Here is a 25706-nt window from a genome sequence, read left to right on the forward strand (position 1 = left end):
CCCCGGCAATCCCTTTTCCTCCGATGCTACGCCCTCGTCGGTCCTCGACGTTACGGCTCTGTTGTCTACCTTTCCACTTCATCTTCATTCCTCCTACATTCGCTCTGTCTTGTTCCTTACCCGAAATGTCGAAAAAGTGAGCGCAAGCTTTGAGGTGGACGAGAATTTTCTTTTCTAGAGGAAGTGGATTCACTACAATGAAAGAGACTTCAGCAAAGGAGGAATGACCCATGCCTTACGTAACAGTAAAAATGCTCCCGGGCCGTACCGTGGAACAAAAACGCGCGTTGATTGAAAAAGTAACGGACGCCGTCTCCGAGACGACGAACGCTCCGAAAGAGAACATCACCGTTTTCATCGAAGAAATGGATGCGACGCACTATGGTCAAGCCGGCGTCATGCACGCGGACAAGAAATAAGTAACGAACGGACTCCTTGAATCGGGGTCCGTTTTTTCGTCTAAGCACCACGTCAAATATGTATTCGTTGAACTTCTTGAATTTTCGCTTGTAGCCCACAAAGAACCTCTTCAATGAAATCATCGACCTCTTCAGGTGACATATATACATATTCATGCTGTGGGTCAAACGGATGTGTTTTATAGAAGGACGTGATGTTTTGAATTTGTTGTCCCGTTTGTCCTTGTGGGAAAAACGGTAAAACGTCTTCGAACGAGTCAATGTGACAGAAGTCCGTCCAAAAGATATGATTCGGATGTTTTGCCAAGTACTCAAAGTCAATCCCATACCAGTCCGTTTTGACTAAACGGGTATAGTCCGGTGTTCCGACGATTGCCCGTACAATCGGTTCTTCTTTTTTCGCACGGGTCAACCGCACCCAATATTCGTCTGTAATCAGATGAAAGTAGTAACCGACTAAATAAGACCACTCTGTATTCGATTTCGTGGTCCCTCCATCTAAATACGTCTGTTTGAACAAATCAGAGGAAATCCCGTTCTCTGTTTTGAAATGCGTGATGGTTTTCGGTGGTTCAGGACGTCCATCCGCTCCGACCAGCCCACAGTCCGGACCGATATTTCCTACTAAAAAAGGTATACGTTCAAACGCGGAATCTGTCTCGAGAATCCGCTCCGCGATACGAAAGTGAGTCACCCATGTTGCCATTTCCATTCCTCCATTTTACTTCAATCTTCTCGGTTCACTTCGAACCGTTCACTTGGCACGGTCGGCTTAATCAAGTGCCGTGTTGCCCGCCAAATGTGGTAGCCGATCCGGTCAAGCCACAGCAATACTTGTACTTTTTGGATCGTCTGGTCCATCTCCAACTGATTCGCCGCCGTTTCTTCTAGCAGCTCAGAGCGATGTGCCTTCCGATATTCCGCCAACTGTTTTGACGCCTGTTTCCACATCTTCGAATCTTCCGGTGGCGTATGATGATTCAATTGATGAACGAGATCGAGTTCGTGCAAGACGAGTTCGCGCGCTGCTAAAAAGTCCGTGTCCCGCAGTGACTGGACCGGTTCGATTTCTCGCAATACATACAACCACCGTTCGAGATGGTCGATTGAATGCAGGAGGGACAAGTGTTGCCCGTAATCATTTTGCTTTCCGACATCGTCTAGTTGAATCGTACTCAAAAAGACGCGGACATCGCTCAGCGTCTTGTCGACGAGCGTCAACTCATCTTCCCGGAGACGTCCCTCCCGGACGAGCAACTCAGTCTCGTTCCCTAAATAGCGTTCAATCTCGAGTAAAGACCGCCGCGCCGCCTCAAGGGCGACCGTCGGGAGTTGCGACATGTTCTTGTCGAGCAGACGTGTCAGTTTTTCTGCTCGGCTCGGGATCCATTTTAGTAAGCGCCTTGCGAACGACTGATAAAATGGCAGGAACAAGAGGACGCCTAACACATGGAACGTCGTATGGAATAGGGCGAGGCGTAACAAGTCGTTCCAGTTGAACCAATCGGCTACTTGATTGACGACAAAGAAGAGAACGGGGAATGTCAGCCATCCGATGAGGACGATGGACACGTGATAGATCGCATGCCCCAATACGATGCGTCGGGCCGACTTCCAACCTCCCATTGAACCGAGTGCCACGACAAGACTCGTCCCAGCACTTTGACCGAGTACCAAAAAAGCGGCTTGCGGAAGTGAAATCGCGGCAGTCGCAAGAGCCGTCATCGTTAAGACGAGCCCAATCGTCGACGACTGAAGGACAACCGTCATCGCAAACCCGATGCCAATCAGGAACGCCTGTTGAGAAAAACGCATCGACCCGATTGGTCCGAACGAGAACGTGACGACATCCCGCATCGCTTCTTGTAGCGTCCCAATCCCGACAAAAATCAAACCGATGCTGACGAATAATAGCCCGATTCGTCGTAGACGTGGTCCTGAGAGACGAAGTGCCATTCCGATACCGATGAGCGGCAAGAACACTTGACGTACGTCTACGTTATAGCCAAGGACGGCGATGATCCATCCTGTCGTCGCGCTGCCTACGTTCGCCCCGATGATGAGCGGCAATGCTTGCGTGAACGTGATCAAACCCGCGCTCACAAAACCAATCGTCATCAACGTCGTGACAGTAGAGGATTGAAATAAAGCCGTCAACATCGCGCCAAGTGTCGCCCCCGACAACGAGCCATCGGTGAATTGGTTCAACCGATGTCGAAGTCGTGTGCCGGCCCATTTTTTCAGCGTGTCTGTGAGTAACGTCATCCCGAGTAAAAAAATCCCGATCCCACCAATCAGTGTCGCAATCTCCATCGTGTCACGCCCCTTTGCGGGTTATTCGGATTTCAACGTCGATAAGAGCCACGATTTTTCATTCGCATGATCCCTTAAGTTCAGTAACACATCTTCCGGATAGTAAATTTTTTCATCCGATTGTCTCGAGTTCAAAATCGACTGGACGAGCATGGACACTTCCGAAATCTCTTTCCGTTCCCCATCGTTCATCTGAAGATAAATGCCTTCATACTTCCCCTGCCCTTTGTACAAGTCATACGGCAATTGACTCAATTGATCTTCGAGCAAGTAGTATTTCGGCGGAAGTCCGATGCCTTCCATCGTCTGACGCAACCGTTCCATATAGCGGACGCGGTTCGCTTCCGGGAAGTTTTTATATTTCAATAAACGACGATTCACGAAACGGCTCGATAAATCGGCTAGAATCGCGTCGTCTTCCTCCATCCATTCCTGGAAGTAGAAGTAGACGACCGTCTCGTCCAACTTCAAATATTGTTCAAGCGACATGTTGTTCTGCTCAAAGATCGGTAAGAAATGTTTCGGTACCATCTTGAATGCATAGCCGCTCTCATAAAGTTCTTGAGCCCGCTCGAGAATCGCTTTCAAAAGGAGGTCGCTCGAACGTGTCGCCGGGTGAAGGTATACTTGCCAATACATTTGATAGCGGCGCATGATATAGTCTTCAATCGTATGCATCCCCGACTGTTTGACGACGACTTGGTCCTCATCTGGTCTAAGGACACGCAACATGCGCTCTAAATCAAACTTCCCATAACTGACACCCGCAAAGTGCGCATCACGCAATAGATAATCCATCCGATCGACATCGAGCTGCGAACTGAGCATATTGACGATCAAGCGGTTCGGGTGCGTCTTGTTGATGATGGAAGCCACCTCTTCTGCGAACCCGACACCCATCTCCGACAACACTTGGTTGACCTCGGTATCGCCTAAAATGATTCGCTCGGTCCACACTTCATGGCGAACAGAGAAGACGTGTTCGAACGCGTGTGAGAATGGGCCGTGACCGACATCGTGCAAAAGCGCCGCCGCCAACAACAGTTCGCGGTCGCGGTCATCCCATTCCGGATATTGTTGGAACTGGTCAATCAATTGGCGCGCAATCTCATAGACGCCGAGGGAATGATGGAATCGCGTGTGCTCTGCGCCGTGGAACGTCAAAAAGGACGTCCCGAGCTGTTTGATGCGACGTAAGCGTTGGAACTCTTTCGTGTTGATCAATTCCCAAATAAGGTGGTCGTAGACGTAAATATAACGGTGTACCGGGTCTTTAAACACTTTTGACCCAGATAATTGTCCTCGTGACGAGTACATGACATGCCCTCCTACGTAGCGTTATGTTCTAGATTCGACTTCAAACGAATCGTTCCCTCCATGCTATAATGAGAAGGAAAATTATTTGTGAAAAGGAATTAAGTATATGATCCATCCATTATTAAAACAACCGAGCTATCGTGTGATCGACCAATCGAGCCTTGGCACGATGTTTCAAGCGGAACAATCGTTCGCGACGGATGACACGTTATGTGCTTCGACCCAACAATCAGGCGCTGTCTTGCGCGCATGGGTGCACACGAATACGATTGTACTCGGAATTCAAGATGCAAGGTTACCTCATTTAAAAGATGGGGTCCGGTATTTGCACGAGCGCGGCTTCCGACCGGTCGTCCGTAACTCGGGCGGGCTCGCCGTCGTGTTAGACGAGGATGTCCTGAACTTATCTTTAATCTTACCCGAGAATGACGGCATTCAAATCGACAGCGGCTATGAGGCCATGACTTCCCTGATCCAACACATGTTCCAAGACGTCACGAACGACATCGTCCCAGGTGAAATTGTCGGCTCGTACTGTCCGGGAAGTTTCGACTTGTCGATTGACGGCAAAAAGTTCGCCGGTATTTCACAACGACGCGTCCGTGGCGGCGTCGCCGTTCAAATTTACTTGAGCGTAAGACAGAGCGGGAGCGAACGTGCCGAAATCATCCGAGACTTTTATGAATTGGCCATCCAAGGGGAGGCGACCAAGTTCACGTACCCGACCATTGTACCGGAAACGATGGCGTCGTTAGAAGACTTGCTCGGCATTCCTCTCACGGTTCAAGATGTTCTGACACGGGCCTACCGCGTCCTTTCCACTGTCAGTACGCTCCAAAACGCGTCGCTGACGGCTGAAGAACAAACGACACTCGTGAGCCAGCTCGAACGGATGTGGAAACGGAACGAGCCTTTACGCGAGATCGAACAACAATTAACAGAGGAGTGATTCATCCAATGTTTAAACTGATCACAGACACCGGGGCCGATTTGACGCACGATCAAATCATCGAGTACGGTCTTGAGATTTTACCGCTCGGTGTCATCATCGACAACGAAGAGTTTTTAGACGGGGAGACGATTCAACCGAAAGACGTGTACGATGCGATGCGTCAAGGTAAGACACCGAAGACGTTCCAAATCGAGGCGTCGCGAATCGAGCATTGTTTCCGTCAACATCTCGAAGCCGAAATCCCGTTTTTATATCTCGTTTTCTCCGGAGAGCTCTCCGGTACATATCAAACGGCTGTCATGGTCGGTGAGATGCTCAAAGAGGAGTATCCAGATAGCAAGTTCAAGATTATCGATACGCGAACGGCTTCTGTCGGACAGGCATTGTTCGTCAAGACGGTCGCAGAGTACGGACAAGACCATACGTATGAAGAAACAAGTGAATATGCTGCTTCACTCGTCGGAAAGATTCGCCACTTGTTCACGGTCGAGTCACTCGAATATTTGATGCGGGGCGGACGCGTCTCGAAAGCGAGTGCGTTCATCGGTGACCTGTTGACGATTCTGCCGTTACTGACGGTCGAGGACGGGAAACTCGTCCCGATTGAAAAAGTACGTGGTCATAAAAAGGTCATGCGCCGCATGGTCGAATGGACGATGGAATCGAAGCCACTCGTCGAGCACGGGCATCTCTTCATCGGTCACGGTGACGACCTTGGAAAAGCGGAACAGTTCGAGAAGATGGTCCTTGAGCATGTTCAACCGAAACACATCACGAAAACACTTGTCGGCTCTGCCATCGGTGCCCATACCGGTCCAGGTCTACTCGTCATCGCCTATTTCGAGGCTTGAACTACTCCCACCTACACGTTGCTTAGAGGTGGGAGATTCCTGAGTTATCCGACCTATCGGTCGAAACCTGATCAGGCTAACCCCGTCGTCCCGACGGTTGAAGAGGCCAAGATTCGTTCTGCCTCTTGTTTGAGGTTCAGTCCTGCGTTCACATCGCGGTCGTGATGGACCCCGCAATTCGGGCATGTCCATTCACGCAGCCCCAGATGCTTCACGTCTTTGTGCTGATCGCCGCAGCTCGAACAAAGCTGGCTAGAGGCGAAGGTCTTCCCGACCTTCACGACGGTCTTCCCGTACCAGTCGGCCTTGTATTCGAGCATGCGGAAGAACGTAGACCAACTCACCTCGGAGATGGACTTGCTCAATTTGCGGTTCTTCTGCATGTTCTTCACCTGCAAGGTCTCGATGCCGATGACGTCGTGGTTTTTGACGATCTCGGTCGACACCTTGTGCAGGAAGTCGGTCCGCTTGTTGGCGATCTTCTCGTGGATACGGGCGACCTTCCGCTTCTGTTTCTGGTAGTTCTTCGCCTCGGACAGCTTCACTTTCCTGTTCAGGGCGGCGAGCTGACGACGGGACAGTTTTCGCTGTTCTCTCGCCAGTCTCTTCTCCAGCGTGCGGAAGTAGCGGTCGTTCTGGTACACCGTGCCGTCCGACAGGATGGCAAAGTTCTTGAGTCCGACGTCGACGCCGACGGATGACCCGGTCTTCGGCAGTTCGTCGATCTCCTGCTCTGCGAGCAGGGACACGAAGTATTTGCCCAAAGCTGTGCGTCGGATGGTGGCGTTCAAGATACGTCCCTCGACCTGTTTCGAGTTGGCGAAACGAACCCATTTCAGCTTCGGAAGCTTGAGTTTGTTACCGATGATTGATACTTCAGGAAGTTGGGACTTCCCCTGGATATTTGTCTTATAGGATTGGACAGGGTTTCGCTTAGACTTGAAGCGAGGTCGTTCGTTCTGCTTCTTGAAAAAGCGGTCGTAGGCATAGGCTAGATGCTTGACACTGGTCTGCACAGAGGTGCTATCAACTTCTTTTAACCAGTCGAACTGCTGCTTCAACAAAGGGATTTCTTTCGAACAAGAGCCGTAAGACAGTCCTTTTCCTGTCGCCTTATAGGTTTCATCCCACTTCGCCAAGAAGTGGTTGAAGACGAAACGCGAACAACCGATCGTCTTGGCGATCAGGATTTCCTGCTCTTTTGTCGGATAGATTCTGAACTTGTAGGCCTTATGTTTCAACATGATTTTTCACCTCCTCGAAAGATATTATACCCGAAAGGATGGTGGGCGATTCATTTCCCACTTTCACTAGGGCTTCGCCCTGAACGTTTAGAAGTGGGAGTATTATCGCCTAATTTCGATAAAAAAATGAGCTCCCCGCTATCGGGTGAGCTCATTTTCGTTTAGCGGTTCCAGTTTTTAAATCCATCTCCAAACTGCGCATAGTTCTCGTCTTGGAACACACCATCCACAAATTCCGGCACGTCTACCGGCAACGTCCCTTGTGGCTTCACTTCACCGAAGATGGCACGAATGCCCGCCGGCAAGTTCGGTCCGGCCGATTTCAAGTTGCCTGCTTCCGAGTCCGGTCCGTTCGGATCACCTTTGAACCCGTAAATCAAGAGCTGCGCCGGAGCGTCTGTCTGAACGGCGACATCGTATGGGTTGCGCAAGCTGAGCAAGACCGACTTCTTCCCTGTCTCGTTTGCGTAACGGAACACTTCCGCAGGCACGTAATGGTCAGCCGATGTCGGCTTCAATTTCGCGCTATTGTTCACGTTCGAACCGACGATGATGTAATCGGCTGCCTCGACTTTTTGTTGAAGTACCGGATTTTGCGTTAAGTGTGGCGTTGATGCCGAATAGTTGGCCGTGATGACGTTCACGCCTTTCATATTCCCGGCGTTCTTCTCAAGCGACTTGATTGTCTTCACCATACTGTCCGTCTGATCTTTCGCTGGTGACAAGACGAGCACCGTGTCCCCTTTTTTCGGTTTGAACGGGAGTGTCTTGTCCTCATTCTTCACAAGTGTGACGGCTGCTTCCGCGATTTCACGCTCTTTCGCTTTATGCTCCGCACTACCTACGACGGCGTTCGCTTCTGCGAGCTTCGCCTCGAGCGTCGTCGAATCGATTGTTTCTCCCCAAATGCCACGCTCTGCCTTCAGTTTTAAAATACGCTCGACCGACTCATCAATGGTCGTCTCTGATAAACGACCATCTTTCACCGCTTGGATGACTTCATCAAAGATGGCTTCGAGTTTGATCACGTCTGCTTCCGAACGCAAAATCGTCGGCATGAGGGCGATATCGACGCCCGCTTCAAACGTCTTGATGACCGCTTCTGCTTCTGTAAAGTTGTCGGAGATAGCCTGCATGTTGAGCGCGTCAGTCACAACAATTCCGTCATATCCGAGTTCCTCACGTAGCACTCCCGTGATGACATCATCCGAGAGCGTCGCTGGGAGCGGGAACGTCCCACGATCCGACTCGACGACCTCATCTTCGATTTGCGGCATACCGATATGTGCCGTCATAATCATGTCAATCCCTTCAGTAATCGCGCGTTTGAACGGCAACAACTCGAGTCCACGCAATTCGTCGAGCGACTTATCGACAATCGGTAGTCCATAGTGTGAGTCGACTGCCGTATCCCCATGACCCGGGAAATGTTTCGCCGTCGCCGCGACACCTTGGTCTTGAATGCCTTGTGTCATCGCCGAACCGAGTTCGCCGACGAGTTCAGGGTCGCTCGAGAATGAACGGACCCCAATGACCGGGTTTCCTGGATTGTTGTTGACGTCGAGTACCGGTCCGAAGTTCACGTTTACCCCGAGTGCGTTCAATTCAGAACCGATGATGTTTCCAGCGTCATACGCATATTGACTGTTACGAGTGGCCCCGATTGCCATATTTCCTGGTAAGTTCGTCCCTGTCCCAAGACGCGTCACGATGCCCCCTTCTTGGTCAATCGTGACAAAGAGCGGAATGTCATTGCTGTCGTCTTGCTTCACGACTTCCTGTAAATCATGAACGAGTTTCGTCGTCTGTTCCGTCTCCTTCACGTTCTCCGCAAACAAAATCACGCCACCGAGATCAAAACGATCGATGACACGCGCCACTTCCGGTGCGAGAGAAGTATGGTTCGCCCCGTTCCAAAGCCGGAAGTCCGGCATGATCATCTGCCCGATTTTTTGTTCGAGCGTCATCGATTCTAACTTCGTGTTGACGCGCTGGTCGATCGACATCGTCGGCGTCCCTTCCGCCACGACCGCATCCGCTGCCGGAATCGATGAAACGAGTAGTGCCGTCGTCAATCCGAGTGTTGCCGTCCAGTTCAATGCCTTGTTCATGTTCCCCACTCCCCTTAGTCCAATTTGACTGACCCCCAAACGAAAAGGCATGGAGGAAGAAGCGTTGCCTCATCAACGCTCGTTCACCCCATGCCTGATCGCATCAGTTACATTTGGTTCTTATTCAGGTGGTCAACAACAGTATAGCAACTCCATTTTTCAGAAACAATGACTCATGTGAAAGCGTAACCATTTTGAAACAATGTTTCTGTTTTGATACACAAGAAACTGTATTGGCAAAACCAATAATTTCCGTGGTTCGTTTTTGATTCTTTTTTTGGTAAACTCAATTCGATACAGGTTAACTTTCAAAAAGGGGGAAATTATTGTGGCAAGAGGGGAACTGAAACGAAAGCCGGAATGGTTAAAGATTAAATTAAATACGAACGACACATATACCGGTTTGAAGAAGATGATGCGCGAAAAAAATCTACATACGGTATGTGAGGAAGCGAAGTGTCCGAATATCCATGAATGTTGGGCGGTACGTCGGACCGCGACGTTCATGATTTTAGGAAGTATTTGTACACGTGCTTGCCGTTTTTGTGCCGTTACGACTGGTAAACCGAACGAGCTCGATTGGGAAGAGCCAAAGCGCGTCGCCGAATCTGTACGCCTCATGAATTTGAAACACGTCGTCATCACTGCTGTCGCCCGTGATGACTTGAACGATTACGGGGCTACCGTCTTCGCAGAAACGGTTCGTGCCGTCCGTTCTATGAATCCAGAGACATCGATCGAAGTGCTCCCGTCTGACATGATGGGTGACTTCTCTGCCTTGCAGACGTTGATTGATGCGGGTCCTGACATCATGAACCATAACTTAGAGACGGTTCGTCGCCTCACACCGAGAGTCCGTGCCAAAGCGACATACGACCGCACACTCGAATTCTTGAAACGCTCAAAAGAATTGAACCCGGATATCCCGACAAAATCGTCAATCATGGTCGGACTCGGAGAAACGAAAGAGGAATTGATTGAAGCGATGGATGACCTCCGCGCACACAACGTCGACATCTTGACACTCGGTCAATACTTGCAACCGACGAAGAAACACCTCGAGGTGGAACGTTACTACCACCCGGATGAGTTCGCTGAGTTGAAAGAGATCGCACTATCAAAAGGATTCTCACATTGTGAGGCAGGTCCGCTCGTCCGCTCGTCTTACCATGCGGATGAACAAGTACACAAGGCGCGTCGCCACACGATGTTGCCAATCGACTAATAGAAAGAAGAGAGATTATGACTGGTACGACGTGGCACTTACTTAGAACTGAATCCACTTCACCGGCTGAAAACATGGCGATTGACGAAGCCATCGCCAACTGGGTCGCGAAGGGAGAACTCAAACCGACGCTTCGTTTTTATTCATGGGCACCTCATGCGATCAGCGTCGGGCGCTTCCAACGGGCGACACGTGACTTGGACCGTGACGCCCTCACGAAGAACAACATTCCGGTCGTCCGTCGCCTGACCGGAGGACGCGCCGTGTTGCACGCCGATGAGCTGACGTATAGCGTCATCTTGCCCGAATCGACACCGGCCCTCCCGACAAATATCATCGAGAGCTATCGCTTGCTCACGGAAGGAGTCCGTCGTGGTTATCACGAGCTCGGTGTACCAGCCGAGTTTTCGGTACCGTTGACAGAAGAGGACCGTGAGGCACTTCGCAAACCGAAATCAGCCGTCTGCTTTGATGCCGCCTCCTATTATGAGCTGGCCGTCGATGGGAAAAAGATTGCGGGTAGCGCACAAGTGCGCCACCAAGGGGCCGTCTTGCAACATGGATCCATCCCTCTTTCTGTCGACGATGAGGTACTATTCGACTGTTTCGCGATGGAGGAGCACGAAAAACGTGAAGCCAAAAGTCGGTTCAGCGAAAAAGCCGTCGCCTTGAACGATACGTTACAGCGCTTCGTCTCCTTTGATGAAGTAGCGGCCGCGTTCGAGACCGGCTTCAAAGATGCCTTCTCGTTGACGTTCGAACCGCTCATCTTCACGAAAGAACAGCAATCCGAAATCGACTTGCTCGTCAAGAAGTATGAAAGTGATGAATGGGTCTGGAAACGCTAAAAAGATTGTCCCTTTTGACGGGGACAATCTTTTTTTATGCCGCGTTCGTTCGGCGCAACAGATGGCGCACTTCTCGGAACGTGACGAATGTTTTGTTGTTCGCATCATACAATTTGTAGCGTAACGACTTCAAACTTGAAAACAGTCCGATCGTCGTCGCCCGTTGTAACGGTGGTGTCGACGTATGCGCCTTCTCCAAATGATAGTTCGGGACACGCGGGCTCAAATGGTGGACGTGATGGAAACCAATATTTCCTGTCACCCATTGAAGCACTTTCGGCAATTCATAATACGAGCTTCCTTCGATTGCCGCCTTCACATAATCCCACTCCTGCTCATCCTCGAAGTATGAATCTTCAAACGTGTGCTGGACATAGAATAACCAAATCCCAAGCACACCGGCGATGAACATCGTCGTACCTTGAACAATGATGAAAGCTTGCCATCCGATGACATAAATCAACGCACTGTATAAGACGACGAGTGAGAGATTAATGATATACGTGTTTTGGCGTTCTTTCTTACGGGCGTCTTTTCGATTGAAACGGCTCGTCACGAGAATGAGCCAAAGCGGTCCAAGACCAAACATGACGAGTGGATGACGATATAGGCGATATTTCAGTCGCGTCCATTTCGAAGCTTCTATGTACTCCTCAATCGTCATGACCCAGATGTCCCCGACGCCCCGTTTATCCAAGTTTCCGCTCGACGCATGATGAATCGCATGCTCTCGCTTCCACTTCTCGTACGGGAATAACGTCAAGATTCCTGTAATGGTTCCGACAATCGCGTTCGCCTTCTTATTTTTGAAGAATGAACCGTGTGTGCAGTCATGGAAGATGATGAACATCCGCACGACAAATCCTGCCGCGATCAACGTAAACGGTAATGTCAGGAAAATCGAGACACTTAGTAGTTGATACGCTAAGAACCATGATACGAGAAACGGTAAAATCGTATTGATCATCTGCCGCACACTAATCCGGATATCGGACTTTTCAAACGGCGAGACGTGCTTTCTTAATTGGGCAATCTTTTCTTTACTCATAACAACCTCCTTGAATTCAACAGCGTCACAACGCAAAAATATAAATGAAACCAACAACCAACGTTGTTCAATGTGAATTCATGGATCGGAAAGTCGTCCCTATCAAGAATTAACACTAGGTCATTATATCACGTATAAAAATTATGTGGTGAAAATTCAGAAAAAAGACTTATCTCATTTTTAGATGAGACAAGTCTGATGGATTTATTGTTGCGTATAGATGGAAACCGAGCCGCCGTTGACGAAGAACTCGCCCCAACCGTCCGCATTGATTGTCACGAGACGACCATTGTTGCCGGTCATGTCTTTCCATACTTCTCCCGCGTTCTGCTTCCCGACATACATCCATTTCGAGCCACCCGGTCCGTCCGACAAAATCGTCGCAAGACCTGACTTCGCACGGTCTGTCACACCTTCACGTGTCCAACCGATGACGTCTTGGTGGTTGATGTAGTCATGTTGTGTGCCATAGGCAAAGTCTTTACGCGCTTTCAAAATCGGTTGAAGAGACCCTGACATGTTCGGGATCTCACGGTTCGTTGTCCCTTTCGTCCCGTAATAATCCCCGTAGAAGAGTGTCGGGTATCCTTGACCGCGTGTCATGATCGTCGCATAGGCGAGCGGTTTGAACCAATTGGCAACCGTCGACTCGAGTGATTGCCCAGGTTGTGAGTCATGGTTGTCGACAATGGTGACGGCGAGTGTAGGATGCTGCTCGACGACCGTTCCTTTTAGAATGTTGCGCATGTCATAGTAACCGCCACCGTTCCCTGCCGCTTGGAAGTTGTAGTGGAGCGGTACATCGAATACCGAGTGAGTATAGCCCGTCTTCGCCAAGTAATCATTGATAGCCCCAAGGTCGTTTTTCCAATACTCCGCGACGGTGAACATCTCTTTCCCCGTCGTCTGACGGACGCTTGTCACCCACTCTTTCAAGTACGAATGATTAATATGTTTGACCGCATCGAGACGGAATCCATCGAGACCGAGCGAATCCGCGTACCATTTCCCCCAGTTTTTCATCTCTTGTCGCACTTCCGGATGCTCAAAATCAACATCGGCGTACATCAAGTAGTCATAGTTCCCATTCTCCCCGGACACTTCACTGTCCCACGCTTTACCCGTACTTCGGAATTTATAAATCCGGCTTAAGTTCCGTGACTGATCCCAATCAGTCCCGTCAAAGTGATACCAACGCCACTTGAACGGTGAGTATGTATTGTTGCGGCCCGCGAAATTGAATCCGGTCCAGGCAGAAATCGAATATTCCCCAGACGTCTCCTGATTCCGGTTAGAAGGATTGACCTCGACAGCTTGAACAGACTCGGTATAATCCGCTCCGCCCTTATGGTTCATGACCACATCCCCGTATACGCCAATCCCTTTTCCGCGTAAGTTGGAGATGGCCGACTGTAGCTGCGCTTTCGTTCCATACTTCGTCCGTGTCGTCCCTTTTTGATTGAACTCACCTAAATCATACAAATCATAGGCACCGTATCCGACATCATTTTGAGACGTCCCTTTATACGCCGGTGGAATCCAAACCGTGGAGATGCCGATGTCTTTCAAGTGCTGCGAATCGTTCGAAAGACGGTTCCAATGGAGCCCATCGTTCGGGACATACCATTCAAAGTATTGCATCATCGTACCGTTCTGTGGAGTTGCCGCTTGTGCGACCGGTTGCCCCGAAAGCAGTGCAATCGATGTCACGCCAGCCAGCACGGCAATCCCTTGTCGTTTCTTCAACATCATTCATTCCTCCTCAACTAAATAATGAAAGCGCTTGCATAAATTATTGTGAAGGATTTTGATTTTGTTGCATAGACTGATGTCCAAAAACAGTTCTCTCTCCCTAACTATTTTTCATTTGAATAGTTCAGTTGAACGAAACAAAGACGGATGGCTTGTGCCATCCGCCTAATCATCCTTGACGGCTTATTCGTTTTCGCTTGAAACGGTAGCCAATGTACGGTAGTCCTGTAAATACGAGACCGATTGTCACGAGTAGTTGAACACCGATCAATATCGTCTCGACGACGATTGGCCAATCAAACTGAAACAAGGAAAACAGGGCAATCCATAAAATACCTAGGATGAGCGCAGCCCGTCCCATCTGACGTTCCATGTCATGATATTTCTCCTCTGCCGTTTCGACATCCGAATAAATCGGCTTGGCATCTCGATTCCCTTTGAAAATATGAATCTCATCCCCGGTCGATGTGACATGTTGCCATCCGCTCGATGCAAACAGGTCAAAGTAGTCTTCATCCGGACGGGTTCGATAATCCAAACTATATTGAACGTCTTCCGGTTCCCCTTCAACGAGCGTATATCCTAGAGGTGCGAATTGCTTCAAATGCCAACCCTTGGCTGCCATTCGTTCTAGTTTTCGCATCTCACGCTCTTCGGCAAACGCTAGTCCCCAGCTCGACATATACTTCTGTCTCATCGTGATCCCTCCATATCTAAAATGGCACAGGCATCTTCGACCATCGCCTGTCGTCTCTTCACATCATCCGTCAGAATCGAACGCCCTTTACGCGTAATTTGGTAGTTCTTTTTCTTTCCGTCTCCGTCCATCGGTTCAATCAGTTCGGCGTTCAATAATTTTTTAATAATCGTATACATCGACGCAGGACCGATTTGCATTCGTCCTCGTGTGATTTCTTCGACAAATTGCATGACCAAATAACCATGACGTGGCGTCGTGAGCGCCAATAAGATGTAAAACATACTATCCGTCAGTTCTCCTAACTCCAAGGAGTCCGTTCGCGGCATCTTCTGCACCTCCTATATCATTGAATGATACATTTCTTATATTCAATATATATCGTTAAATGATATATGTCAATAAATGATATAAAAAAGTCGCGAACCATTAAGTTCGCGACTTCTGTGTGAATCGATTTAGCTTGTGACGTAATCCAGATCGTGCAAAATATAGGCGAGGAAGAAAATCATACTCGGGTTCTCATAACGCATTTGGACTTTACGGAGCTGCTCGCGATACGTGACCTCATACTCGGCCCCGTTCATCTTCCGCTCCATATTCATCTTGATGAGGGCATCGAGTTTATCCATCATGTCAACGAGCATCCCTTCATACGTGTCATCTTTCGAATCAGCCATGTATCGACGGAACGCCGGCTGCATATATGCCGGCAACAACCCGAGAAGACGTTCACTCTCTGCCCGCTCATATGCCTCGAACGCCGCTCCCGTCTCTTGTGTCGAATGCTTGACCGGTCCGAGCACGTCTCCAGTCACCCCTTCGACTAAGTCGTGACAAAGAAGACGTGCCACGAGTTCGGCGACATCAACGTCGACGTTGTACTTCTCGCGCTCTAAGAGTCCGCTGAACATACCAAGCGCGGCAGCCCGGAAACCATGAATCGCATCGTTGTCGTCAATCGTATTGAAGCGCCCTTTCCAACGACGGACACTGTCCATCCGCATGACGTTCTCGATGAAGCGTAACACATCGGTCTCTGCCTCGACCTGGTCGAACAGCCAACGGACCGAATCAATCGGATGATGACGGAGGGCGGCTTTCATCTCTTCTAACTTGTCATCGAAATGCGGAGAGCCATGCGCGACTTCCCGTCGTACGAATAGCATCGCATCAAAAGAATCAATTCCGTCGACAATTCTTCCTTCGAATGAGTCATCCTCCGCCTCAACAACAAAACGGTGGAAGTGAGGACGTAACGACTGTGACAACAACTCGACAAGACCGAGGCTCGCTGTCCGTTCCATGCGCTCGATGTGACCAATCAAGGTCGGCTCTTTTTTCGTCCGGTGCATGATCGGACCCGTCTGTACTTCATTCATGTCGTGGAAAATGGCTTTTCCGAGCAAATCGAGCAAGTCGACGTCACGCCCGTTCTCTTTTTCCACATAAGCCGCGATCAAGCTGAAGACCGCGACACGAAAGCTATGACTCGCTGCATTATCATGATAATGAGGGGCATATTCGTCCCATCGTTGCACGTTTTGCATGCGTGTCATCTTTCGGATAAACGTTCCGTTATGCATGGTTTCACTCCTTACGATAATCGTTCGAATACATCGTCATGACAGACGACATAGAGCATATCTGTATCTTGTAGCGGCAAGTCGAGCATCGTCGCCACATCTAATCGGTCATTGACCGCAATGAGTGTCACCCCTGATTCAAGTAATGCTGTATTTGCTTGCCGAACATTTTGCCACTCGACTTTTGGTTTCAACGCTTGGATGTTCCCGCCTGACTGTTTGCTTAACAATTGACGGAAAATCGCCGTCGTCCCTGGCTGTAACGTCGCTTTCGCCATTAAGAGGGAGACTGAGTCGTTCGCTAAAATAAAATCGTCGACGCGGACGTGTTTGAATTTCGAGATATTTCGTTCTTCACACACTTCAACGACCGTGTGCAAATCCACTTGATGTTCAGAGGACAGCGCCTCGACCGCTGAGGCGATCAAAAGCGATTTCCCATCGGCGAGTAATGTCTCCGTGATTCGCGCATCCGCAAAAATGGCCACGCGTCGTGCTTTCAGGACGTTCGCCTGCAATAAGACCGCTTCATCTGAGGCATCCCCTGAAACGAAGTGCACTTGATCGTGCACGTACGGCTCTTCGATCAACTGATCAATCAAGACGATTTCCGCTTTCGGTTCATAGTTGAGCACTTCATCAATTGCCTTTTTCGTCTTCGGGGACCACCCGATATACACATAATGTCCTTCTCCACGATACACTAGTCTTCCCTCCCGTTTTAACCGTTGAAACGTCGCGCCGATTTCAACTAATTTTCCAATCAACGCCCCGATAATCCCAATCCCGAATAGGAATAAGAAAATCCCGAGCCATCGTCCTGCCACGGAGGACGGATAAAAATCCCCATATCCGACGGTCGTCAGCGTTGTCATCGTCCACCAGAACGAATCAAATAACGACCCGAACGTCTCAGGCTCTAACCAATAACCGAGCACGGTCCCTAGGACGATAATGCCAATCGAAGCTAGAACGACATTTAAAAATGATAATTTCGCTAACCCTTTCCACAAACGAAATAAGATATGCACTGTTTCCCCCTCCTTCTCTCTTATATACTAAACGTATCTACAAAAAGATTCACGAAACCATTTTGATCGTGATTCCGTATAAGAAGAAAAAAGGAAGGACTGACTTATGAACTCAATCGTCTTAGAGTATCGTCTCTATAAAAATGAATTATCGTTCGAACCACTATACCACTACACGTCTCTCGGCTTAGACGAAGTGCTGGCCCGTCGTGAATGTGAGTTCTTCGTCAAAGACGGCATGACCTATAAACAACGCTCATCCGCCTTAGAAGGCGATCAATACTTCTTGATTTACGTCGACCGTTATACAGAAGGACCGGTGGACAAACACGAAACGAGTGAGATTAAAGTCGAGATTCGTACACTCGATGACCGCTTTGACAACCCGTTGCTCGAAGCCTATTACGTCGACCGTCACCTCGATGCGCTTGCCATGCTTGGGAGCCAGTATTTATATGTCGCCGGCAAAGAATATGAACGCGATTCAGCAGAAACAGATGAAGATCGTGGTGTGTACGTCATCTATGTCACACCGACGGGTTATGAATTGGAGGAATCAACATGAAGACAAGCAAGAAAATTTTAAGCGGACTCTCAGTCGCGGTATTGACGACTTCCCTTGCCGCTTGTGGTGGGGACGAATATGAGGAAGCAGCACTACCGGAAGAACCGACCGGCTACGAATGTGACGATTGGGACTGGGATGACGAGACCGAGTCGTATTATTGTGACGACGACCGTTCTCCGCACTATGGTAGCTACTTCTTACTCGGTAGCCTTTTCAACTCAAAAAATGCATTGAAGAGCTCTTCGTCGTATAAGACGTATAAAGCAAACGGTGGTGCGACTGGCGCTGTATCGAACGGCTCCAATTCAGGATCGTCAAAATCTGGACTCGGCAGCGGCTCTAAAGGTGGATTCGGCGGATGACGCGTGACGAACTTTACAGTCAAATCCCTTATTTTTGGCCCGATTTAAACGATGAAGAATATGCCTTATACGATTGTTTTGAGATGACCGCCTCACAGGTTGACTCTGTCCGAGAGGCGACCGAGGCGGTTGACTCGATTTTCCGTAAAACGAATCAATTGTTGCGGACGCTACCGGACGAGACGCTCCGACTACTCGGTTACCCCGAGGCGAGCCTGCCTTTTTTACGGGAAAAGACAATCCCACAAGAGACAATCATCGGTCGTTACGACTGGATCATGAAAGACGGTCAACTCAAATTGATGGAGTTCAATGCGGACACACCAACGTTTATTAAGGAACTGTTTGACGTGAACGGCGTGGTCGCTTCCGAGTTTGGTCTCCTCGACCCGAACAGAGAAGCCACCGCTCAACTGAAAACCGAACTGCGCAAGGCCATCGTCGCCGCATGGAAACGCCTCGGACGAGAAGGTACACCTAAAATCGTCTTTACGGCACATGACGACAACATCGAAGACAAATGGACGGCGCGCTTTCTGCAAGAAACACTCGACTTACCGTCTGAATTCGTACCGTTGCACGCCTTACTCGTCGACGAAGACGGTGTCTACACGCCATCGGGCGAACGGATCGACATCTTGTATCGTCAAACGTATCCGATCGAGCATCTTGTGGACGACCGGGCACCGGACGGAGACTTGATCGGCATTCGGTTGCTCGAATTGAACCTACAAAAACATGTGTCGCTGCTCAACCCGCTCTCGGCATTCCTCATGCAGTCGAAAGGCGTACAAGCCCTCATTTGGGAATTGTATGAGACAGAGACATTGTTCGATGAAGCCGAGCGCGACATCATCGGAACTTATTTTTTACCGACTTACTTAGAAGACACATCGTTTCTCGGCGAATCGGATTACGTCAAAAAGCCGGCGTTCGGACGCGAAGGGGACTCCGTCATCTTGTACACGAAAGACGGCCAACCGTTTCACCGAGAAGCACTACAAACATATGCGGAAGAAACAGCCGTGTACCAACAGTTCATCGAACTTCCGACACGGATGACGACGACCGTCAAAGGTCGTGTCGAGACACATTATATGGTCGGATGTTTCTGTTTGAACGGACATCCGTCCGCACTCGGCGTCCGTGCCGGTAGCATGATCACGAACAACCAATCTTACTACTTAGCCGTTGGCACACCTACACAAAAGGAGACGAACTCATGACATTCATCACACTCGATTCAATCTTAAGCTTCCTCGCCCACCTCGGGACAGGATTCGGTCTCATTCTCGCTGGACTCATCATCTTCGCCCTGACGACCAAGTATTCGGAACGTAAGTTAATCAAAGAAGGCAACATGGCCGTCGCCTTGAAACTTTGGGGGAAAGCGCTCGGACTCGCCATCGTCATCTATACGGTTTGGGCGAACAGCGTCAACTTACTCGACGCGTTCATCTGGGGGCTCGTCGGGATTGTCGCTCAAGTATTGGCGTTCTGGACGTTTGAATATGTCCTCACGCCTGGCGTGAACTTAGAAAAAGAAGTCGAGAACGGCAACATGGCGATCGGTTTCAGCTTGTTCGCCGCATCACTCGTCGTCGGCATCATCGTCGCCGCGAGCTTGACGTACTAATTCAAACACCCCATGCACTCGCGCGAGCCATGGGGTGTTTCTATTTATAAAAAATTGGAGGAAGAACAATGTCTAAGCGAATCATCCTACTCACGATCGTCTCCGGTCTTATCATCGTCGCCATCGCTGTCGGTGTCGGACTGTACACATACACCAACATTCAGAACGGTAACTCATACGAGAATGCCGAAAAGGAAATGAATCGTTATATGACGATGAACGATTGGTATACGTTTCAAATTCATAACATGGAACAGTCCGTTCTCTCTTTTTACACAAATGAAGATCGATCCGTCATCGGTCTAGCCGAGATTGATGTCGAAACAGGGAACTTAGGATCTGTCACGAAACAAACAGAGCCGAATCAACCTTTTGATTTCGTCACCCTTCAAGTCGAAAACAAGGAGTACATCGGCGTCCATCTAAAAGAGCGCCCAGAAGATGTCGTTTATTTACGGTTGAACGGCGACGATGGCTCAAAAGATTTTCCCGTCAACGATCCCGAAATCGAAAGCTACACCATGACCTATGTCATCGAAACAACAAAACGTCCAGATGGTGTGTGGTCGCTTGAGACGTTGGATGCCAACAAACAAGTCATACATTCAAGTGAACTCACGGAATAACCTATGTCATGCGTCAAGACGACTTTTTTAGTCGTCTTTTTTAGTTGGTCGCAAGAACTCCAGACGGTCCGAAAAATTCATATCGTGCCTGAGGGATGACGCGTACGACCGTTTCCATCATCGCATTCGGTCCGCACGTGTAAACGTCATGCCCTTCGATATCAAGTGCCTCGAGTTGCGTCGCACTCATACAACCCGATACGTCATCCACGTGTGTGATGAGGTGGAGCCCTTTAGCCACAAGTTCATCAAGTTCGTCTCCGAGCGGACGGAGTGTTGTGTTGCGAACCGCGTGCAACAATGTGACGGAGCGCCCTTGTCCGAGTGCCGTCTTCGCCATATTGAAGAGTGGTGTGATGCCGATCCCTCCCGCAATCAGTGCAAGCGGACGATCTGATGCTTCAAGAATGAATTCTCCTGCCGGTGCGCTCACCGGAATTTCGGTACTAACCGTCTGTTCATGGAGCCAGTTCGAAACGAGCCCTTCTTGTTTCGGTGCAATCCAGTACCCGTTCTCTGTCGTATCGATGACACTATATTGGCGGTGGTGCAAGATGTCCTCGCCAGCGATTCGCGCCTGAACCGAGATGTATTGTCCTGGGATGGCTGCACCGACGACCCCATCTTTCGCAACGAGACGTAATCGCTTCACTTCCGGTGTGTCTTCAATGATTTCTTCGATGACGAACGGTTTGAATCCGACCCACGGTGCGTCATCATACATCTGTTTCTCGAGTGAGATGAAGACATCGGCAATCACGCCATACGCTTTCGCCCATGCATCGATGATGTCTGGTGTTGCCGCTTCTCCGAGGACATCTTGAATCGCTCCGAGTAAGTTTTCACCGACAATCGGATAATGTTCTGGGCGGATATTCAAACTCTTATGTTTATGGAGTGCCGGTTGAATGGCAGGAAGAATCGCTTCGAGCCGGTCGATATGAAGGGCAGCCGCATAGACCGCGTTCGCAAGTGCCTCCGGTTGGCGTCCTCGTTTTTGGTTCGTATGGTTGAAGAAGTGACGTACTTCTGGATTTTGTTCAAACATTCGTTGATAAAAATGCTTCGTAATCGTCACACCATGTTCTTTCAAAACAGGCGCCGTCGCTTTTACAACCTCAATCGTTTGTTGATCTAACATGTGTTTATCCCCCTTTTGTTTCGTACACGTTCATTATGTGAGTCTAATCACCTTAAATCAATATATGAAATACTTCTTTAAAACAGATTTCACGATTCCGACTCATTTCTGCCATCACCCTTTCACATTTGTTCGAATCGCACTTTTAAACGTTGTCTTGTACAATGGAAAAAGAGGTGATGATGGATGAGACTCACGCAAACGTGTGACTACGCACTACGGACGTTGATGTATAGCGCCACGTTTTCGCATCGGCTGGTCACGATTCAAGAAGTCGCAGACCAATACAAAATTTCCAAAAATCATGTCATGAAAGTCGTATACGAGCTTGGAAAACATGGATACTTGGAGTCGGTTCGTGGCCGTGGTGGCGGCTTCCGTCTCGCGCGCCCGATGGAAGACATCAATGTAGGCGAGGTCGTTCGAACGATGGAACCGCTCGAGCTCGTGGAATGCTTCGGGGAAGGTCGATGTGTGATCGCACCGGCCTGTGACTTACGGAGTGTGTTGAATGAGGCGATGCTGGCGTTCTTTCAAGTGCTCGACCGTTACACGATTGCCGACCTCGTCGCCAATCGAACGAATGAACTTGCCCTGCTCTTAGGCGTACAAAACCCGACAGACTGAAAAAAGTCCGTCGGGTTTTTGTATGTCTCTATTTTTAGGACTCATCGCCACCAACGTTTCATCATTTTTTTCACATATAGTTCTGGGGACGTTTGATGAATGAAATTTTCAAAACATTCATTCAGGTTGTTTTCTAACTCTTCATCGAGTTCATTTCCATCTTCGTCATACAATTCAAAATGTGTATATTTCCAATCGTTATACGCATCAAACAATAAGTCATGGTAGCATTGCCAATGCTTACCGAAATTTGATGTGAATGTTGGCACCCATTGATTGATATAAATGTTGTGTAGCAACTCTTCGAATTTGGATGAGTACCAATGGTTATTTCCGAGCTTGTTAACCAAGTCTTGAAATGTTTCCAGCGTCATCGGTTCAACCTCACCAGAATAGTCATAACTCACTTTATTGAACTGATAAGGATGGGGAAACGCCTCTTCTGTTTTTATCCATTGATGAGGCCGGTATTGCTCGATTATTTCACCTAGCAATCTGGCAATCACAAGATTGACTGCTTGCGTATCCAATTCATTCACCTCATTACAGTTATGAATGTTCATTCGATTACAATTTCTTTAGTTTCGATTCGATTTCCGCTCGTCTCGACTCTAGAAACGGCGGCAAGGCCAAGCGTTCTCCGAGTGCTTCAACTGATTCATCCGTCGCGAATCCAGGTTCATCTGTCGCCAGTTCTACTAAGATCCCGCTCGGCTCGCGGAAGTAGATCGACTGGAAATAATAACGGTCAATGAGACCGGAGTGACTGATACCATGTGCGTCAAGTTTCTCAATCCACTTCGCCATATCGTCTGCTTCTTCCACTCGAATCGCCACATGATGCACACTTCCCCGCCCTGGTCGTTCCGATGGCAAATCCGGTCGATCGACGAGATGAATCTCTGTCGCCACGCCACCTTCTCCTGTTTCAAAAACGCGCACATCGTGACCATCCCGTTCAAATGTCGTCACATATCGATAACCGAGTATTTCAGTCAGCACTCGTGCCGTCTTGTCAATCCTCCGTACCGTCCACTCACTAAATCCGAGACCGAAGATGCCGACGTCCGTCGAAACAGGACCATTTCTCCAAGGTGTCCCGCTCCCTCCTTCCACCAGACAGAGGCGTTGGCCTTCATGATCTTCGAACGAAAGGGTTGCCCTTCCTAAAAAACGCTTCTGCCAGTACGCGAGCGCCCCATCCGGTACTCTGAGCGCTGTCCGGGAAATACTGTTTGACCCTCGATACGTCTGTCCGAGAAACGGTAACTCAAAGAACGTCAAATCAGTTCCAGGCGTCCCCGTCTCGTCCGCATAGAACAGGTGATACATCGATGGGTCATCCTGGTTGACCGTCTTTTTGACGAGCCGCATCCCTAGTACTTCCGTGTAGAATCGCAAGTTCTTTTTGGCATCCCCGGTCATCGCCGACACGTGATGTTGTCCACTAATCACCTTCATCATCCATCTCTCCTTCCGACTATATCGTTATTGTATCATCTTCAAATAAGTAAAGTCTTCTTTACATTATGTAAAGTTTGTTTTACACTAGCGGTAGAAACTAGAAATGAGGTGGCACGATGCCATTAGTCAACCGCGTAAAAGAACTGCGTGCTCGGCACCAGTTAACCCAAGGCGACCTGGCCGAAAAGGTCGGTGTGACGAGACAGACGATCATCTCGCTCGAGAAAGGCAGCTACACACCATCACTCATGCTGGCGATGCACATCGCACGCGTGTTCGAGGAACCGGTCGAATCTATATTCACAATCGAGGAGGAAACAAAATGAAACACGTTGTCGTTCAGTCTATTTCAAGCATCATCTTGTATGTCCTGATGGCTTTTCTGTTCAGTTCGTTTTTGTCCGATGTGTCAAAGACCGTCATTGAGTCTGACCGCTTCTTAGTTGAATTCAATCTGCTTCCAATACTATTACTCGTTGTTTTTGGCATTGTTTGGACAGTCTATTCATTTAACACACGACCGAACAAGCAGTTGAACTTTGCTCAATGGTCCGTCCGGATGACTGAATTCAGTGAAGTCGATGAGCGCGAACAAATCATCACAGCGAAAGCGACAAAAGCCGCCTACATCTCGTTCGGTATTTCCGTTCCAATCTTCATGGGATCGTTCATGTTCTATCCGTTATTTGAAGATGCGCTTCGTGCCTACCCAATCTATGCACTCGCTTCAACTCTCATCATCGCGACACTCGTCTATATGACGACTTGGATTCGCGGTTATCGACGTTAAGGAATTCATTACGAATTCCTTTTTATATTCCTGTTTTAGAATATTCCAAGTGGGGAATATAAGAGAATAAGAGGACGGTGACGAAAGATGGAAGAGAAACTGGCTTCTTTGTTTCAAGCGTTAGCCGACCCGAATCGGTTACGGATGATTGAATTGTTACGGAAACAGGAGTGGACGGTCGGAATGATGGCAAATCAGCTTGGAATCAGTCAACCGCAGACGTCGAAACACCTGCGAATCTTATATGATGCGGGGCTTGTCACGGTAACGATTGATGCGAACCGGAGACGCTACGCGCTCAAGTCTCAAGCACTTGAACCGTTAGATGCTTGGCAGACCTATATCGCGCGGGAAACAGAGCGTCTCGATCGATTGGAATCGTTTTTAGCGGAGTCACAACGAGAGGAGAATCAATCATGAGTACGGTCAAATCACATGTAGAGGGCACGACATTGATTATGGAACGTTTGTTCAAGGCACCACGGCAACTTGTATTTGAGGCATTCTCGACACCCGCACATTTGGAGAAATGGTGGGGACCGGCTGGATGGGAGACGAAAGTATACAGCTTCGACTTCAAACCAGGTGGGATTTGGCACTACTGCATGACGTGTGTCGACAAAGAACAGGGTGACTTTTACGGCATGGAGTCATGGGGCAAATCGACCTTTATCGAGATTGACCCATATTCCCGAATCGTCTATACGGATGCATTCTCAGATGCGGACGGACACGTCAATCCGGACTTACCTGTCATGACCATCACGAATGAGTTTCTCGATACATCGGAAGGCACGTTGTTCATTAGCCGCTCCGAATTCCCGAATGAAGAAGCTCTCCAACAAGTCGTCGAGATGGGGGCTGTCGAAGGATTCACTTCCCAGCTCGATCGTCTTGAAGCGATTGTCAGCCAGTAAAAAACATGCACCGTTCCCGAAAAGGAATGGTGCATGTTTTGATTTATCTGAACTGTCGAAACAATACGTCAAGCTGTTCTGGTGTGATTTCCTCAAACGTATCCCCGATGCTGACCTCGGTTGAACAAAATCCTTCTTTTTCAACGAGATATCCCGTAATGCCCACCCCAGTTTTTTCTTG

The 25706-nt window shown here is 49.1% G+C and carries 29 protein-coding genes; 15 read left to right on the forward strand and 14 right to left on the reverse strand.

Going from position 1 to position 25706, the window contains the following annotated elements; genetic code table 11:
- The first annotated feature begins 230 nt into the window (after window positions 1–230).
- A complete protein-coding gene (locus tag ON063_RS10415) occupies window positions 231–419 on the forward strand; it encodes a 2-hydroxymuconate tautomerase (protein WP_012727443.1) in 189 nt (62 codons plus the stop codon).
- A gap of 52 nt (window positions 420–471) precedes the next feature.
- On the opposite strand, the gene ON063_RS10420 is transcribed toward ON063_RS10415, so the two are convergent.
- The 3 genes from ON063_RS10420 to ON063_RS10430 are packed head-to-tail and all read right to left on the reverse strand — an operon-like array spanning window position 472 to window position 4049.
- On the reverse strand, window positions 472–1125 hold the full coding sequence (locus tag ON063_RS10420) for a hypothetical protein (protein ID WP_274665085.1): 654 nt from the start codon (window positions 1123–1125) through the stop codon (window positions 472–474).
- 20 nt (window positions 1126–1145) lie between these two features.
- Window positions 1146–2732 carry a Na/Pi cotransporter family protein gene (locus ON063_RS10425; protein ID WP_274665086.1) on the reverse strand — a complete coding sequence of 529 codons (1587 nt, stop codon included), beginning with the start codon at window positions 2730–2732 and terminating at the stop codon, window positions 1146–1148.
- Window positions 2733–2753: 21 nt separating this feature from the next.
- Window positions 2754–4049, reverse strand: a complete 1296-nt coding sequence (locus tag ON063_RS10430) for an HD domain-containing protein (protein ID WP_214694686.1) — start codon at window positions 4047–4049, stop codon at window positions 2754–2756.
- A 106-nt stretch (window positions 4050–4155) separates the two neighbouring features.
- On the opposite strand from ON063_RS10430, the gene ON063_RS10435 reads away from it, so the two are divergent.
- On the forward strand, window positions 4156–4998 hold the full coding sequence (locus tag ON063_RS10435; RefSeq protein WP_214784887.1) for a lipoate--protein ligase family protein: 843 nt from the start codon (window positions 4156–4158) through the stop codon (window positions 4996–4998).
- A gap of 8 nt (window positions 4999–5006) precedes the next feature.
- Entirely contained in the window at window positions 5007–5852 is an 846-nt protein-coding gene (locus ON063_RS10440) for a DegV family protein (protein WP_274665087.1), read from the forward strand.
- 71 nt (window positions 5853–5923) lie between these two features.
- On the opposite strand, the gene tnpB is transcribed toward ON063_RS10440, so the two are convergent.
- Together tnpB and ON063_RS10450 are read right to left on the reverse strand one after the other, a co-directional pair.
- Entirely contained in the window at window positions 5924–7096 is a 1173-nt protein-coding gene (tnpB, locus tag ON063_RS10445) for an IS200/IS605 family element RNA-guided endonuclease TnpB (protein WP_274665088.1), read from the reverse strand.
- Between the two features lie 161 nt (window positions 7097–7257).
- A complete protein-coding gene (locus tag ON063_RS10450; protein WP_274665089.1) occupies window positions 7258–9207 on the reverse strand; it encodes a glycoside hydrolase family 3 protein in 1950 nt (649 codons plus the stop codon).
- Window positions 9208–9529: 322 nt separating this feature from the next.
- Here ON063_RS10450 and lipA point away from each other — a divergent pair, with 322 nt between their 5' ends.
- Both lipA and ON063_RS10460 read left to right on the forward strand, forming a co-directional pair.
- Window positions 9530–10432, forward strand: a complete 903-nt coding sequence (gene lipA / locus ON063_RS10455) for a lipoyl synthase (protein ID WP_333781802.1) — start codon at window positions 9530–9532, stop codon at window positions 10430–10432.
- A gap of 17 nt (window positions 10433–10449) precedes the next feature.
- Window positions 10450–11280: a lipoate--protein ligase family protein gene (locus ON063_RS10460; RefSeq protein ID WP_274665090.1), complete on the forward strand. Its 831-nt coding sequence runs from the start codon at window positions 10450–10452 to the stop codon at window positions 11278–11280.
- Between the two features lie 34 nt (window positions 11281–11314).
- Here ON063_RS10460 and ON063_RS10465 read toward each other — a convergent pair whose 3' ends face one another.
- The 6 genes from ON063_RS10465 to ON063_RS10490 all read right to left on the reverse strand — a co-directional run bounded on the left by ON063_RS10465 (window position 11315) and on the right by ON063_RS10490 (window position 17394).
- Window positions 11315–12328, reverse strand: coding sequence for a fatty acid desaturase (locus ON063_RS10465; RefSeq protein ID WP_274665091.1), 1014 nt, complete (start codon window positions 12326–12328; stop codon window positions 11315–11317).
- Window positions 12329–12532: 204 nt separating this feature from the next.
- Window positions 12533–14074, reverse strand: a complete 1542-nt coding sequence (gene amyS, locus ON063_RS10470; RefSeq protein WP_371743030.1) for an alpha-amylase — start codon at window positions 14072–14074, stop codon at window positions 12533–12535.
- Between the two features lie 175 nt (window positions 14075–14249).
- On the reverse strand, window positions 14250–14777 hold the full coding sequence (locus tag ON063_RS10475) for a DUF2812 domain-containing protein (RefSeq protein WP_274665092.1): 528 nt from the start codon (window positions 14775–14777) through the stop codon (window positions 14250–14252).
- A complete protein-coding gene (locus ON063_RS10480) occupies window positions 14774–15106 on the reverse strand; it encodes a PadR family transcriptional regulator (protein ID WP_214744699.1) in 333 nt (110 codons plus the stop codon). The genes ON063_RS10475 and ON063_RS10480 overlap by 4 nt, the downstream gene beginning before the upstream one ends.
- 129 nt (window positions 15107–15235) lie before the next feature.
- Entirely contained in the window at window positions 15236–16363 is a 1128-nt protein-coding gene (locus ON063_RS10485) for a YfbR-like 5'-deoxynucleotidase (RefSeq protein WP_224862384.1), read from the reverse strand.
- Window positions 16364–16374: 11 nt separating this feature from the next.
- A complete protein-coding gene (locus ON063_RS10490) occupies window positions 16375–17394 on the reverse strand; it encodes a potassium channel family protein (protein WP_214744703.1) in 1020 nt (339 codons plus the stop codon).
- A 106-nt stretch (window positions 17395–17500) separates the two neighbouring features.
- On the opposite strand from ON063_RS10490, the gene ON063_RS10495 reads away from it, so the two are divergent.
- The 5 genes from ON063_RS10495 (at window position 17501) to ON063_RS10515 (ending at window position 20586) form a co-directional block, all read left to right on the forward strand.
- Complete coding sequence (locus ON063_RS10495) at window positions 17501–17959, forward strand: hypothetical protein (RefSeq protein ID WP_074035714.1); 459 nt, start codon at window positions 17501–17503, stop codon at window positions 17957–17959.
- The gene (locus tag ON063_RS10500) at window positions 17956–18324 is read left to right on the forward strand and encodes a hypothetical protein (protein ID WP_274665093.1); all 369 of its coding nucleotides are present in this window, start codon (window positions 17956–17958) and stop codon (window positions 18322–18324) included. Before ON063_RS10495 ends, ON063_RS10500 begins: the two co-directional genes overlap by 4 nt.
- Window positions 18321–19550, forward strand: a complete 1230-nt coding sequence (locus ON063_RS10505; protein WP_274665094.1) for a glutathionylspermidine synthase family protein — start codon at window positions 18321–18323, stop codon at window positions 19548–19550. The genes ON063_RS10500 and ON063_RS10505 overlap by 4 nt, the downstream gene beginning before the upstream one ends.
- Window positions 19547–19960 (forward strand): DUF350 domain-containing protein, encoded by a 414-nt coding sequence (locus ON063_RS10510; RefSeq protein ID WP_074035708.1) that lies wholly within the window; start codon window positions 19547–19549, stop codon window positions 19958–19960. The genes ON063_RS10505 and ON063_RS10510 overlap by 4 nt, the downstream gene beginning before the upstream one ends.
- Before the next feature lie 68 nt (window positions 19961–20028).
- Window positions 20029–20586, forward strand: coding sequence for a hypothetical protein (locus ON063_RS10515; protein ID WP_274665095.1), 558 nt, complete (start codon window positions 20029–20031; stop codon window positions 20584–20586).
- 40 nt (window positions 20587–20626) lie between these two features.
- Here ON063_RS10515 and ON063_RS10520 read toward each other — a convergent pair whose 3' ends face one another.
- Window positions 20627–21727: a globin domain-containing protein gene (locus ON063_RS10520; protein WP_274665096.1), complete on the reverse strand. Its 1101-nt coding sequence runs from the start codon at window positions 21725–21727 to the stop codon at window positions 20627–20629.
- A gap of 186 nt (window positions 21728–21913) precedes the next feature.
- Here ON063_RS10520 and ON063_RS10525 point away from each other — a divergent pair, with 186 nt between their 5' ends.
- The gene (locus ON063_RS10525; RefSeq protein ID WP_214694713.1) at window positions 21914–22354 is read left to right on the forward strand and encodes an RrF2 family transcriptional regulator; all 441 of its coding nucleotides are present in this window, start codon (window positions 21914–21916) and stop codon (window positions 22352–22354) included.
- A gap of 41 nt (window positions 22355–22395) precedes the next feature.
- On the opposite strand, the gene ON063_RS10530 is transcribed toward ON063_RS10525, so the two are convergent.
- A complete protein-coding gene (locus ON063_RS10530; protein WP_274665097.1) occupies window positions 22396–22884 on the reverse strand; it encodes a hypothetical protein in 489 nt (162 codons plus the stop codon).
- Between the two features lie 37 nt (window positions 22885–22921).
- On the reverse strand, window positions 22922–23815 hold the full coding sequence (locus ON063_RS10535) for a ring-cleaving dioxygenase (protein ID WP_274665098.1): 894 nt from the start codon (window positions 23813–23815) through the stop codon (window positions 22922–22924).
- A 119-nt stretch (window positions 23816–23934) separates the two neighbouring features.
- Between ON063_RS10535 and ON063_RS10540 the strand changes: the two genes are divergently transcribed.
- The 4 genes from ON063_RS10540 to ON063_RS10555 all read left to right on the forward strand — a co-directional run bounded on the left by ON063_RS10540 (window position 23935) and on the right by ON063_RS10555 (window position 25525).
- Window positions 23935–24144, forward strand: a complete 210-nt coding sequence (locus ON063_RS10540) for a helix-turn-helix transcriptional regulator (protein ID WP_214694717.1) — start codon at window positions 23935–23937, stop codon at window positions 24142–24144.
- A complete protein-coding gene (locus tag ON063_RS10545) occupies window positions 24141–24608 on the forward strand; it encodes a hypothetical protein (protein WP_274665099.1) in 468 nt (155 codons plus the stop codon). The genes ON063_RS10540 and ON063_RS10545 overlap by 4 nt, the downstream gene beginning before the upstream one ends.
- Window positions 24609–24695: 87 nt before the next feature.
- The gene (locus ON063_RS10550) at window positions 24696–25028 is read left to right on the forward strand and encodes an ArsR/SmtB family transcription factor (RefSeq protein WP_274665100.1); all 333 of its coding nucleotides are present in this window, start codon (window positions 24696–24698) and stop codon (window positions 25026–25028) included.
- Window positions 25025–25525, forward strand: a complete 501-nt coding sequence (locus ON063_RS10555) for an SRPBCC family protein (protein WP_274665101.1) — start codon at window positions 25025–25027, stop codon at window positions 25523–25525. Before ON063_RS10550 ends, ON063_RS10555 begins: the two co-directional genes overlap by 4 nt.
- The last annotated feature ends 181 nt before the right edge of the window (window positions 25526–25706 follow it).

Source organism: Exiguobacterium sp. B2(2022) (genome assembly GCF_028823655.1).
GTDB lineage: Bacteria > Bacillota > Bacilli > Exiguobacteriales > Exiguobacteriaceae > Exiguobacterium > Exiguobacterium aestuarii_A.